Origin of the sequence: Mycobacterium sp., from assembly GCF_965229105.1 — a bacterium.
In the GTDB taxonomy this organism is placed as follows: Bacteria; Actinomycetota; Actinomycetes; order Mycobacteriales; family Mycobacteriaceae; genus Mycobacterium.
The window spans coordinates 3,956,660-3,968,665 of sequence record NZ_OZ245858.1; the positions used below are offsets into that span (position 1 = coordinate 3,956,660).

12 protein-coding genes are annotated in these 12,006 nt (G+C 65.1%); 5 read left to right on the plus strand and 7 right to left on the minus strand.

Features of this window, described 5'->3' with window-relative positions:
* Nucleotides 1-9: 9 nt before the first annotated feature.
* The gene (locus tag ADBZ9O_RS18375; RefSeq protein WP_526524320.1) at nt 10-393 is read left to right on the plus strand and encodes a cupin domain-containing protein; all 384 of its coding nucleotides are present in this window, start codon (nt 10-12) and stop codon (nt 391-393) included.
* Nucleotides 394-400: 7 nt separating this feature from the next.
* On the opposite strand, the gene ADBZ9O_RS18380 is transcribed toward ADBZ9O_RS18375, so the two are convergent.
* From ADBZ9O_RS18380 to ADBZ9O_RS18395, 4 genes are all read right to left on the minus strand, one after another.
* Complete coding sequence (locus ADBZ9O_RS18380; RefSeq protein ID WP_526524322.1) at nt 401-2,008, minus strand: regulator; 1,608 nt, start codon at nt 2,006-2,008, stop codon at nt 401-403.
* A gap of 2 nt (nt 2,009-2,010) precedes the next feature.
* The gene (locus ADBZ9O_RS18385; protein WP_526524324.1) at nt 2,011-2,694 is read right to left on the minus strand and encodes a cysteine hydrolase family protein; all 684 of its coding nucleotides are present in this window, start codon (nt 2,692-2,694) and stop codon (nt 2,011-2,013) included.
* Nucleotides 2,691-4,094 carry an allophanate hydrolase gene (locus ADBZ9O_RS18390; protein ID WP_526524326.1) on the minus strand — a complete coding sequence of 468 codons (1,404 nt, stop codon included), beginning with the start codon at nt 4,092-4,094 and terminating at the stop codon, nt 2,691-2,693. The genes ADBZ9O_RS18385 and ADBZ9O_RS18390 overlap by 4 nt, the downstream gene beginning before the upstream one ends.
* Before the next feature lie 67 nt (nt 4,095-4,161).
* Nucleotides 4,162-4,809 carry a GntR family transcriptional regulator gene (locus ADBZ9O_RS18395; RefSeq protein ID WP_526524328.1) on the minus strand — a complete coding sequence of 216 codons (648 nt, stop codon included), beginning with the start codon at nt 4,807-4,809 and terminating at the stop codon, nt 4,162-4,164.
* A gap of 45 nt (nt 4,810-4,854) precedes the next feature.
* Between ADBZ9O_RS18395 and ADBZ9O_RS18400 the strand changes: the two genes are divergently transcribed.
* Nucleotides 4,855-5,439 (plus strand): TetR/AcrR family transcriptional regulator, encoded by a 585-nt coding sequence (locus tag ADBZ9O_RS18400; protein ID WP_526524330.1) that lies wholly within the window; start codon nt 4,855-4,857, stop codon nt 5,437-5,439.
* Here ADBZ9O_RS18400 and ADBZ9O_RS18405 read toward each other — a convergent pair.
* Together ADBZ9O_RS18405 and ADBZ9O_RS18410 are read right to left on the minus strand one after the other, a co-directional pair.
* Nucleotides 5,414-7,768, minus strand: a complete 2,355-nt coding sequence (locus ADBZ9O_RS18405) for an arylsulfatase (protein WP_526524332.1) — start codon at nt 7,766-7,768, stop codon at nt 5,414-5,416. The genes ADBZ9O_RS18400 and ADBZ9O_RS18405 overlap by 26 nt on opposite strands.
* Before the next feature lie 11 nt (nt 7,769-7,779).
* Nucleotides 7,780-9,747, minus strand: coding sequence for an FUSC family protein (locus tag ADBZ9O_RS18410; protein ID WP_526524334.1), 1,968 nt, complete (start codon nt 9,745-9,747; stop codon nt 7,780-7,782).
* 136 nt (nt 9,748-9,883) lie between these two features.
* On the opposite strand from ADBZ9O_RS18410, the gene ADBZ9O_RS18415 reads away from it, so the two are divergent.
* From ADBZ9O_RS18415 to ADBZ9O_RS18425, 3 genes are read left to right on the plus strand one after another with little or no spacing between them, the layout of a single operon-like run.
* Nucleotides 9,884-10,588, plus strand: a complete 705-nt coding sequence (locus tag ADBZ9O_RS18415) for an EthD domain-containing protein (RefSeq protein WP_526524336.1) — start codon at nt 9,884-9,886, stop codon at nt 10,586-10,588.
* Nucleotides 10,585-11,028 (plus strand): TIGR03618 family F420-dependent PPOX class oxidoreductase, encoded by a 444-nt coding sequence (locus tag ADBZ9O_RS18420; RefSeq protein WP_526524338.1) that lies wholly within the window; start codon nt 10,585-10,587, stop codon nt 11,026-11,028. The genes ADBZ9O_RS18415 and ADBZ9O_RS18420 overlap by 4 nt, the downstream gene beginning before the upstream one ends.
* A gap of 19 nt (nt 11,029-11,047) precedes the next feature.
* Nucleotides 11,048-11,806, plus strand: coding sequence for an enoyl-CoA hydratase/isomerase family protein (locus ADBZ9O_RS18425; RefSeq protein ID WP_526524340.1), 759 nt, complete (start codon nt 11,048-11,050; stop codon nt 11,804-11,806).
* A gap of 9 nt (nt 11,807-11,815) precedes the next feature.
* On the opposite strand, the gene ADBZ9O_RS18430 is transcribed toward ADBZ9O_RS18425, so the two are convergent.
* Nucleotides 11,816-12,004, minus strand: a complete 189-nt coding sequence (locus ADBZ9O_RS18430) for a (2Fe-2S)-binding protein (RefSeq protein ID WP_526524342.1) — start codon at nt 12,002-12,004, stop codon at nt 11,816-11,818.
* Nucleotides 12,005-12,006 lie beyond the last annotated feature (2 nt).

A 12,006-nucleotide genomic window follows, 5' to 3' on the forward strand; every position in this document is an offset into this window, starting at 1 on the left:
ATCGGCCGCATGATTCGCTGCGTCCGTCTGTGGACCGGTCAGGACGACGGTTCCCATGTGCAAATCGGTCGGCTCGACATGAGCTCAGGGCGCAATGCCGACCTGGTGTCGTCGACGATGCCCGCCACGCATGTCACCGTTGAGGAGACCGCCGGTGGCGGTGCACTTGCGTGGCATACCGCTCCGGTGCGCCAACTCGTTGTAACCCTCTCCGGCACATTGGCTTTCATCACCCGCGATGGTGAACGCTTCACCCTGCATCCCGGCGATGTGCTGCTGGCCGAGGACACCGCCGGCTCCGGTCACCAGTGGCAGCTGCAAGGCAGCGACCCCTGGCGCCGGATGTACGTCGTCCTCGCCGAAGGAACGGACGTGGCGTTCGTTCCCGACTGAGCCAGGTCTAATGCCCGGCGACGATATCGGCCTCGTCGATCTCGACCGGGTCCTTGGCTCCGGGGAGGAAGTAGAACGCCGCACAGACCAGGCCGAAGAACAGATAGCCCAGCGCGACCTGCGGGTTGGCCGCCCACGCCACCTGCGGAGCGTGGATCAGCCCGATGAAGGACAGCGCGGCACCGACCACCGACGCAATCGCGGCGTTGATGAACTTCTTCTCCAGGATGAAGGTCACCATGGTGCCGAGAATCAGGCCGACCAGGACGGCGCCCTCGCCGAGGGTCTGCAGGCCCTCGTAGACCACGCCGGCCCCGTTGAGTTTGTCCATCCCGACCTCGGTGGCCGACGTCCCCGCCGCATTGAGCGCGTTGTCGATCAACCCGCTGGCCCACTGGGCGAGGTTCGGCAGGATCGCCGCGACGACCGCCACGGCGTGCAGGCGGGGAACCGCCTGGAACGCCTGGGCGCCGATCAGCAGGCCGATGTACAGCAGGATCGGCACGATCGCCGGCACCGGCAGCAGGGCATCGAGCACACCGAAAAGGCCGAGGAAACACAGGATTCCAATGACAACCCCGCTGGCCAACGAGTAACCGGCGCGCCCACCGGCGTCCTTCCAGCCCGGGTGGCCGATGTAGACCGCGGGCGGGAACGGGGATCCGAATGCCGAACCGATCACGGCACCCGCACCGTCGGCGAGCAGCACGCTGCGCAGGTTGTAGTTATCCCCGGCCGCGGCTGCACTTTCGACGTTGCTCATCGCCTCGGTGAAGTTGTAGACACCCAACGGAATTGCGGTGCCGAGCAGCGGGGCCAGATGCGACAACCCGGAGAACAGCATGTCGACACGCAGATCGGGGATGCCGATCGCGATGTCGGAGACAGCCTGGCTGACATCGGGTGCGGACATGTAGCCACCGATCCAGCCGATGGCGGTACCGACCAGCAGGGCGGCCAGTCCGACGGGAATCCCGAAGGGCAGCTTCATATTCGTGAAGAAGCCGATCAGGATGATCGCCATCACGGGCAGGCCGATCCAGGCCGCCTCCCACATCTGCGCGGCGGGCCGCATCGAGATGAAGGTGATGGAGATGCCGGCCAATGTGCCGAGCATCGCCGCTCGCGGGGTGAGCTTGCGGATATACGGCCCGACGAAGGCGCCGATCATCACGATGATGCCGATCATGAACGCCCACGCCAGACCCGATTCCCAGGCCACCATGGCGTCCTTGGTGTTGAGGTACACCGGCAGCATCACCACGAAGACCACGATGAACATGTGCGGCACACTGGGTCCGTACGGCAATGCCGTGACGTCGGAACGGTTTTCCTTCTTGGCCAGCCGCCGGGCGAGGAAGGTGTAGTACAGGTTGCCCAGGATCAGCGCCACCCCGAGCGCGGGTAGCACGGTGCCGAGCACGTCGCCGGCGGGCACCTTGATGACCCCGATCATCAGACCGGTCAGGGTCAGCACATTGACCAGGATGTTGAAGCCAAGCCCGAAGAAGGCATTGGTATCGCCGCGGGTCCACCACGGCACGTTCACCGCTGACGGCGGCTCGTCGGATACCGGGGGATCGGCGGGTGGTTCGGTGACGTCGGTGCTGCTCATCGTTATTCTCCTAGGGCATTCAGCGCGGGGATGACGGTCGCGCTATCCGCGACCCAGCCGAAGATGCCGCCCTGGGCGGCGATCATCTCCAGTCCGATTTTCTGGAAATCGGGGAAATACGAACCGACACAGTCGGATACCACCAGGCACTCGTAGCCGCGGTCATTGGCTTCCCTGGTGGTGGTGTGAACGCAGACCTCGGTGGTCACTCCGGTCATCAGCAGCTGGGTGATACCGGCCTCGACCAGGATGTCTTGTAAGTCGGTCGCATAGAACGCGCCTTTGCCCGGCTTGTCGATGACGATCTCACCGTCGATGGGGGCCAGCTCGTCGACGATATCGTGGCCGTACTCACCACGAATCAGGATGCGGCCGTACTTGCCCGGGTCACCGATCCGCTTCGACGGCGCACCACGGCTCAGCTTGGCCGGCGGACAGTCCGAGAGATCGGGTTCGTGGCCCTCCCTGGTGTGGATCACCAGAATGCCTGCCGCCCTGGCCGCTTCGATCAGTGACTGCAGCGGCGGTATCACCTGGAGCAACTGCCCTACGTCATTGCCGAGGCTTTCGCCGAAACCGCCGGGCAGCAGGAAGTCTCGCTGCATATCGATGATGATCAGCGCGGTTTTTCCGGCGATCAGCGGGAACGGCGACGGGTCGGCCAGGACTTCTACGGTTTCACTCACAGGCGCTCCTCTGACATGGCGGGGACATTCGTTGCGGTGGGACGGGTTTCGCGGGGCTCGTCAAGCACATGCGCGGCGAACTGCAGGACGATGTCATCGCTGCAGGCCGCGCCGAGTAACGTCGCACTGTGCGGTCGGCCATCGGCGGCGGTCCCGAGTGGCACCGCGACGCCGAGTAGATCCAACAGGTTTCCGAAATGCGTGTAGTGACCGAGCATCGTGTTGCAGTCGATGGGGCGGGCCTGCACCTCCTCGACGGTGAATGTGGTCCCGATGGTCGGCACCACCATCACGTCCATCTGCTGCCACAGCCGACCCACCTCGGCCTTGAGTTCCTGCAGTCGCTGTAGCGCCGCGAACGCATCGACGGCGGTGTACTTCTCGCCACTGCGCAGAATGTCGCGAACCACGGGATGGATCGAATCGGGATGGGAGGCAAGGAAATCACCGAAGACGACCAGGCGCTCGGCGACCCATGGCCCCTGATAGAGCAATTCCCCGGCGGCCAGGAACGGTGCCAGCGAGACCTCGACAGTGTTCACCTGTGCGGACAACCGGTCGCGAAACGCCAGATGGGCGCGTTCGATCTCCTTATCGCCGAAGAACTCCAGCTCCGACACGGGCGGCAGCCCGACCCTGATGGCAGAGCCGCCGTAGCGGGGACCGCGGTCGCGCGACCATGCGTCATCGTCATCGCGGCCGGCCATGACGTCGAAGACGCGGTCGACATCGTCGACCGAGCCGGCCATCATCGTGATGCAGTCCAACGATTTGCACGCCGGTACCAGCCCGACGGTGCTGATCAGGCCACGCGACGGTTTGAAGCCGATGACACCGTTGAGTGCGGCGGGCACCCGGCCAGAACCAGCGGTATCGGTGGCCACGGCGAACGGCACCTGACCCAGCGCCACCGCCAGTGCCGACCCGGAACTTGAACCGCCGGAGATCATCTCACCCCCGTACACGCTGCGCGGCACCGTGTACGGGGTCCTCGTGCCGTTCAGTCCGGTGGCGAACTGATCGAGGTTGGTCTTGCCGACATAGAGTGCACCGGCGTCGAGGAGTCGCTGGACGCATGGGGCGGTACTGGTGGCCACATAGGAGTAGTCCGGGCAGGACAGCGTGGTCGGCACCCCTGCCACGTCGATACTGTCCTTGACGCCGAACGGCACTCCGTAGAGCGCCAGCGCCCGTGCCCCAGGCCGGTTCTCGATGGCCTTGGCCGCGGCCAGCAGCTCATCGCGCGGAACCGTCGACAACCATGTTCCGTCGTCACCGCGAGCGGCGATCGCGTCGGCTACCCGCGCTGCGGTTTTGGTGGGCGAACCCGATCCACTGGCGTGCGATTCCAGAATCTCCGCGACTGAGGGACCGATCGACGGGCCTGCTGTGTAAGCCATAGTTGTCGATTGTCGACAGAATGATGGCGCTTACGGGTCGGCTGTGTGTCGATTGTGTTAGCAGCCGTCAGAGCGTCAGATAGGTGAGGTGGCCGTGGTCGTGCATGGCGGCCAGCACCACCGCCGAGTCGTTGGCCTCAAGGGCGGTCAGGATCGACTGATGACGTTCGATACCGTCACTACCGTGCTGGTGGCGCGCCTCTTCACGTAGATTGACGGCCATCGGTAGCTGCAGTTTGAGCAGGATGGGTTCCAGCGCAATGTTGAGTTGGCGGTTATCGGCCAATCCCACCACTGCGGCATGGAACGCACGGTGGGCGTCATCGCGTTCCAATTCGGTTACCGCCGAACGCATCTGGCATAACGCATCGCGCACCGGGGCCAGGCCGTTGATCGGATCGGGCAGCGGGAGCGCGGATTCGATGGCATGGCGTTCCAGCACCCCGCGCAGCTCGAACAGCTGCCGGATGTCCTCGGGGGACCAGTCGCTGACCCGAGACCCGCGCCGGGGCAGATGTTCGACGAGGCCCTGCTGGGCGAGCAACCGCAGCGCTTCGCGCAGCGGGGCCCTGCTGATGCCGAAATCAGCGCACAACTGCTCCTCGACGATCTTCTCGCCGGGCTCCAGCGAACCGCTCAAAATCGCGTCACGTAGCCGATTCTCGGCGAGCTCGACGAGCGTTGCGGGAAGTTCGTGCTCCTTGGGCGCAGACATTGTCGACAATTGTAGGGGTTGCGGCGTGATGAGTACGGTGACCTGATGGCGACCACCCGGGCCCGCAACGCGGAAGGCACCCGCGCCGACATCCTGGCCGCGGCCAGGAAGCGGTTCGGCGAAGAGGGATACGAGCGCACCACGCTGCGTGCCGTGGCGGGTGACGTCGGAGTCGACGCCGCCCTGGTCATCCGGTATTTCGGCAGTAAACAGGACTTGTTTGCCGCCGCCGCCGAGTTCACCCTCGATCTGCCAGACCTGACCGATGTGGAGCCAGACCGCCTCGCCGAAGTTCTGTTACCCCGGTTTTTCGCGGTATGGGAGGACGACAGCACGTTCGTGGCCCTGTTGCGTGCCGCGATGACCAGTCCGATCGCCGTCGACACGATGCGACGCGTGTTCGCCACCCAGGTCGCGCCCGCATTGACGGCCATCACCCCGGATAATCACGCGCAGCGCGCCGGCCTGTTCGGCGCCTATGTGATCGGCCTGGCGACCACGAGGTACGTCATCCGCAATCCGGCCGTCGCGGAGATCAGCCATGACGAACTCGCGAGGTGGATGGCGCCGGTGGTGACCCAACTTCTGGTCGGGCCCGCACCGGTCACTGATGAGCCATCGCGATATTGAACCTGTCTTCCGCGGTGATCAGGTGGTCGTGGCTGTCGTCACCGATATCGATCTGCACCCATTCGATGGTGCCGGAGAACTTGTTGCCGGTGGGCCCGTAATCGGGGGATGCCGGTGAGCCGGTGTCGGCGCCGACGTCGCAGGCCTCGTCGGCCGAATAGCCCATCGGAATGGTCCGCTCGACGCGGCCGGTGCCGACCGCCTCGCCGTCGTAGTACAACGTGACGTCGCCGCCCTTACCCAATCCGCCTCCGTCGTAGACGAATTCCATGCGGACCTGATGCTTCCCGGCCGGGATGGGGGATTCGGCGGTGATCATGTAATGCTCGATACCGAAGAAGTTGAAGCAGTATTTGAGCTTGCCGTCACACGCGTACAGCGTCCAGCCGCCCGCATTGCCCCCCTGGGTGGCGATCACACCGGTGGCCCCGGAGGCCGGCACGTCGGTATTGGCGGTCACCGAGTGGGATTTGTTCTTCACCGAGATCACACAGCCTTCGGCCACCCGCATACCCGAGAACAGCAACTGGCTGTTGCCCGTGATCAGTTGAGGGCGCCCGGCGATATCGGGATTGATCCGCTCGAACCCCCGATCGTCGATCGGGACGACGTTGTACTTGACCGCCTCGATGAGCCAAAGCCGCTGCAGCTCGGCGAGTTTCTCGGGCCGCTCGGCCGAGAGATCGTGGGCCTGAGTCCAGTCGTCGGGACCGTACAGCTCCCAGACATCGTCATCGAAGGCGGGCGGGGTCTCGACCGTCCACGGGGTTCGGTGCTTGGTCGAGGCCGTCCAGCCATTGTGATAGATGCCGCGATTGCCCATCATCTCGAAGTACTGCACCACGTGGGTTTCCGGTGCCGCCGCGTCGCGCAGCGTGTCGAGCATGCTGACGCCTTCCAGCGGTGCCTGGGTGATGCCGTTGACCATCGTCGGTGCGGGTAGGCCGGCGGCGGCCAAGATCGTGGGTACGACGTCGATCACGTGATGGAACTGGTTACGCACACCGCCCTTGTCTGCCAACCCATTCGGCCAATGCACGACGGTACCGTTGCGGGTGCCGCCCCAATGCGAGGCGACTTGTTTGGTCCATTGATACGGCGCGCACAGTCCGTGCGCCCAGCCCACCGCATAGTGGTTGTAGGCCTCGGGGGTGCCGAAATCGTCGATCTTGGACAGCAGAAACTCGGTAGTCTCGATACCGGGCATCCCGTTGAGCACGGCCATCTCGTTGAAGCAGCCGTTTGGTGTGCCCTCCGCGGACGCCCCGTTGTCGCCGATGATGACGTAGATCAAGGTGTCGTCCAGCACGCCGAGGTCACCGATGGCGTCCACCAGCCGACCGATTTCGTGATCGGTCTGCTCAAGGAAACCGGCGTAGATCTCCATCTGCCGGGCCAAGACGGGTTTGAGTTCATCGGGCATGTCATCCCACGCCGGTATCTCATCGTGTCGACGGGTCAGCTCGGCATCCTGCGGGATCACCCCCAGCTTCTTCTGTGCCGCGATGGTGTTCTCCCGCAACACATCCCAGCCTTCGTCGAACTTTCCGCGGTACTTGTCCGACCAGTCCTTGGGCACATGGTGCGGGGCATGCGTGGCACCAGGCGCCCAGTACATGAAGAACGGCTTATCGGGCATCAACGCCTTCTGCTGACGTACCCAGGTAATGGCGCGATCGGCCAGATCTTCGGTCAGGGTGTAGCCGTCCTGCGGTGACTTCGGCGGTTCGACCGCCGTGGTGCCCTCATAGAGGCCGGGGTAATACTGATTGGCCTCACCGCCGACAAACCCGTAGAAATACTCGAAACCCGAACCCGTCGGCCACTGGTGGAACGGCCCGACCGGGGACACCTCCCACAGCGGCACCTCGTGGCACTTGCCGAATTGCGCGGTGGAATAGCCGTTGAGTCGCAGGGTCTCGGCGACGGGCGCCTTCTCCTTGGGCCGGATGCTGCTGTTACCCGGCGCTGAGGTGGCCATCTCGGTGATTGCCCCCATGCCCACCGAGTGGTGGTTGCGGCCGGTCAGGAGCGCCTGACGGGTGGGGGAACATAGTGCCGTGGTGTGAAAACGGTTGAGCTTCAGGCCATTCGCGGCCAGACGCTCGATCACCGGTGTCTGGCACGGACCGCCGAACGCCGATGCGGCTCCGAAGCCGACGTCATCGATCAAGACGATCAGCACGTTCGGGGCACCCTTGGGTGGCCGCAGCATGGTGATCGGCGGATAGCTGGTGTCAGGATCCTTCGCGTCGTACGTCGTGAGCCCGACGTGCTTGGGCTCCGGTATCGGAAGCTGTTCTCGCGCAATGTGCTTATCGGTTGCCATGATCCCTCTTTCTAGAGATGGGCGACTGGTGGTGTGATCGACAACAGAGCTCGGGTGATGGTAGCGACCTCGGCAAGCAATACGCGTTGACCGGCGTTATCGACCGTCAGTAGCGTCGATGCGTCCCGTAACTGCTGATCGGCCTCGCTCAGGTGGGCGGTATCGACGGTCCATGGCTGGCCGGCCGACGGCAGGTCCCCTCGCAATGAATCCACGTAATCGTCGACGGCCACTACGAATCGGCGATCCAGCCCGACGTCCGGGGTCGGCAGGTGAGACTCCAACGTCGCGCACGCGCCGGTGACCGTGTTGAGCGCGCCCCGATACGACGTCAGCCACCGCCGGACCGCAGGTGCCTCGACACGAACGCTGCCACGCGCCGCCTCGAATGCCGACCGCGCCCGCGACGCCCGCTGCCAGGCGGTGGTCAACGTCGCATCAAGATCCTCGATCGGATGTACGAATGCGCGTAAGACCGTTGCGGCGTAATCGATTTCGTCCTTGAGGAGTTCGCCGGCGCGTTGCCGCAGCCGGATCAGGGCGCGATCAGGTAGCACCACGTGACCGCCTACGGCCAGCGCTCCGCCGATGATAGTGGCCATCAGCCGCTCCTGGATTGTGGCGGCGTCGGCTGCGCCGGAGATATCGAGTAGGAACACGATGGCCGCTGCCAGTGCGGCAGTCAACGCCGCGTAGCCGATACCGGAAACTGCGTACCCGACGCCGATAAAGGCGACGGCGAGCACCGCGGACACCAGACCCGACGGATGCACGAGCACCGTCACTGCCGTCGCGACGGTGATCCCGACCGCGTTTCCGGCAATCCTGGTGATGCACCGGGTGTAGGTGTGGGCAGTCTCGGGACGGAGCACCATCACCACGGTCAGTGCAATCCAGTAGCCGTGCGGCATCCCCGTCGCCCGAGCCAGCGCGGTGCCGATCGCAGCGGCGGCGGTCAGCCGGATCGCATGCCGCAGCACCGGCGAATCCGCGGACAGGTTCTCGCTCAACGCCCCCTTCGCGGCCGCCACGGCCTCCGAGCGGGGTGGTCTGCGCAACTGTTGCACGGTGCCCGCGGGGGCAACCGCCCCGGTGAAATGCAGTGTGGCGGCTTCCCAGAGTTGGGTCCGCAGTCGCTGTCCAGATACCGCGGCGGGCCTGGGCAGCGCAGCGACGGCGTCGTCGACCCGCCCCAGGGCGGCCAGGGTGGCATCGTGCGCCGCCCGGCGGGTCGGTCCAGCGACACCGTCGAGTACGTCGGCAGCCGCGGACAGAACCGCCGCGACCTCCGGTGTGGCCGCCGTCGGGCCAAGGGCGGCCAGAGTCATGGCGATCCGTTCGGGCAACCCGTAGAGCCCGCGGAAGGCAGGCGGGCGGCGACGGGCCTGACTTTCGGAGAGGGTGAACGCTTCGCGCAGCGCGATCAGCGGGGTCGGGTCGAAGGACACCACCGTGCCGGTGTCATCGGTGGATTCGGTGGCGAGCAGTCGCGCATGCCTGGCCACCGACCGGTACGCGTTCGCCAGCGCCAGCCGTTGAATCTGCCAGCGTTGCCGCGGCCAGGCGGCGACCAATACCGCCTGGATCAGCCCACCGGCCACTGCGAGTAGGGCAGCGATCACCACCTCGGTGAGCGTCTGCGGTAGGGCCGACGACGTGACCAGCAGGGCGGTGGCTGCGGCGGCCACCAGGCCGGCATTCGCGCCCAACGCCCACACCATGCCAGCGCCAAAGCACCAAATGGCTACCACCACAACGAAAATCACACTGTGCGGTGAGCTGAGCGCACCGACGAACACCGCCGCACCCATCCCCAGCGATACCGCTATCACGAGGTGGATCCGGCCACGGGGCCCATCCTGAAGCGCGGTCGCACCTGCGATGGCCGCGCTACCGCCCGCGGCGATTGCGGCAGCGCTTGACCCCCAGTGCAGGGCGACCGCGACCGCGACCACCACGCCAAGCAGACTGCGGGCCACCTCACCGATGTAGGGCCACGACGGCCGTAGGCCGGCGGCCCCCCAAACGCCACCCCCAACGACGCCGTCCCCATAAGAGCGGCCCCGAATCATGGGTCGATTATTGCGCGTCCAGGCCCGGAGTAGGTTCTCCGACATGGAGAAAGTCATCCTCGCTCTTCGTACCGACGCATCCGCACAACAAGAGTGGTGTGCCCGGCTGCGTGGCCCCGTCGCTGCGGAATTGCTCGACCTCGACCTGCCGGGACTGACGCTGAACGTCAAAGACGATGCGGTCCGCGATTCGCTGATGACGCTGACCACGCTGGACCCACCCGTCAGTGGCTTCGTCAGCCTGTGGACACATCAGTACTACGGCGACCAGGTGGCGGCGGCCATCGCCATCCTGGAGAAGGAATGCGATGACGTCTTCGGCTATCTGGTCACCGAATCTGTCCCGCTGGATCCGCCGCGGACCGAGCCGGGCGAGCGGACAACAGGATTGGCCAATATCGCGCTGTTGCGCCGACCCGATACGTTGACCGAGGAGACCTGGCGGGCTCGTTGGCAGCTCGATCACACATCGGTGGCCATCGAAACCCAGGCGACCTTCGGTTACTTTCAGAACGAGGTCGTGCGGCCGCTGACCTCCGGCGCGCCGACCATTGCGGCGATCGTCGAAGAATTGTTCCCGGCTGAATCGGTCACCGACATCAAGGCGTTTTTCGGCGCGTCCGATGATGCCGACCTCAGCGACCGGATCGGCCGGATGGTGGCCAGCACCGCGGCGTTCGGTGCGAATGAAAATGTGGATACCGTGCCGACCAGTCGCTACGTCCTGCGTACACCGTTCGCGTCATGACGACGCTGAATGACGCTTTCGCGTTGGCGCGGGACGAGAGCGGTCTCGTGGTTGTCTCCACGGTGCGGGCCGACGGCAGCGTGCAGGCATCGCTGGTCAACGCGGGGGTGGTGGCCCACCCCGCGACGGGCGAGCAGGTGCTGGCGTTCATCACCTACGGCAAGGTCAAGTTGGCGAACCTACGGGCCCGGCCCAACCTGGCCGCCACCTTCCGCAATGGTTGGCAGTGGGCCACCGTGGAGGGTCCGGCCGAACTCGCCGGTCCCGACGACCCGGCCGACTGGCTGGCCGACGCCGATCAGCTTCGGCTGCTGCTGCGTGAGGTATTCGCCGCAGCCGGTGGCACACATGATGATTGGGCCGAGTACGACCGGGTGATGGCCACTCAGCGCCGCACGCTGGTGTTCGTTACACCGACCCGGGTGTACAGCAACGGATAAGTGTTCATAGGGTGGCGGGGTGACTCTCGACATCGCCGACGAGAACCGGGTGCGTACGCTCACCTTGAACCGTCCGGGTGCCCTCAATGCCTTCAACGAAGCGCTGTACGACGCGACCACCATCGCGCTGCGAGCGGCCGCCGACGATCCCGAGGTGGCGGTGGTGATGATCACCGGCACCGGACGCGCGTTCAGCGCCGGTACCGACCTGGCCGAGATGCAGGCCAGGATCACCGACCCGGGTTTCACGCCGGGTGAGTACGGCTTCATGGGGCTCATCGATGCTCTGAGCGCTTTCCCGAAACCGTTGATCTGCGCCGTCAACGGTGTCGGAATCGGAATCGGCACAACGATTCTCGGCTTCGCCGATCTTTCCTTCATGGCGACCACCGCGCGGCTGAAGTGTCCATTCACCAGCCTGGGCGTGGCACCGGAGGCGGCGTCGTCGTATCTGCTCCCGAAACTGATCGGCCGACAGAACGCGGCATGGCTGCTGATGTCCTCGGAATGGGTGGACGCCGACGAGGCCCTGCGCATGGGTTTGGTGTGGAAAGTGTGCGAACCAGACGATCTGCTGGCGCAGGCCCGCAAGCATGCCGAGGTGCTGGCCTCGCGGCCGATCTCATCTCTGATGGCAGTCAAGAGCACGATGGCCGCTCCGGTGCTGCCGGGAATCGATGCCGCACGCGAGCGCGAGAACGCGTGTTTTGCTGAATTGATGGGCACTGCGGCGAACGCCGACGCGCTGGCTGAATTCAACAAAGGTAAAGCCAGCTAACCCACCGGGCTAGCCAACGGCAGCAGGGGTCTTCGCGTGGAAGTAGGACTCGATGATCGATCGAACGGTATGTCTGCAGCGGCCGCAATCGGTGCCTGCACCGCACGCCGCGGCGACCTCTTTCGAGGTGCATGCGCCGTTGGCCACCGCATCAACCACCACGTGACTGGTCGCTCCGGTGCACAGGCAGACGTACATAA

Coding starts and splice junctions, on each gene's coding strand:
- ADBZ9O_RS18375 (WP_526524320.1), top strand. CDS start 10: ATGATTCGCTGCGTCCGTCTGTGGACCGGTCAGGACGACGGTTCCCAT.
- ADBZ9O_RS18380 (WP_526524322.1), bottom strand. CDS start 2,008: ATGAGCAGCACCGACGTCACCGAACCACCCGCCGATCCCCCGGTATCC.
- ADBZ9O_RS18390 (WP_526524326.1), bottom strand. CDS start 4,094: ATGGCTTACACAGCAGGCCCGTCGATCGGTCCCTCAGTCGCGGAGATT.
- ADBZ9O_RS18395 (WP_526524328.1), bottom strand. CDS start 4,809: ATGTCTGCGCCCAAGGAGCACGAACTTCCCGCAACGCTCGTCGAGCTC.
- ADBZ9O_RS18400 (WP_526524330.1), top strand. CDS start 4,855: ATGGCGACCACCCGGGCCCGCAACGCGGAAGGCACCCGCGCCGACATC.
- ADBZ9O_RS18405 (WP_526524332.1), bottom strand. CDS start 7,768: ATGGCAACCGATAAGCACATTGCGCGAGAACAGCTTCCGATACCGGAG.
- ADBZ9O_RS18415 (WP_526524336.1), top strand. CDS start 9,884: ATGGAGAAAGTCATCCTCGCTCTTCGTACCGACGCATCCGCACAACAA.
- ADBZ9O_RS18420 (WP_526524338.1), top strand. CDS start 10,585: ATGACGACGCTGAATGACGCTTTCGCGTTGGCGCGGGACGAGAGCGGT.
- ADBZ9O_RS18430 (WP_526524342.1), bottom strand. CDS start 12,004: ATGTACGTCTGCCTGTGCACCGGAGCGACCAGTCACGTGGTGGTTGAT.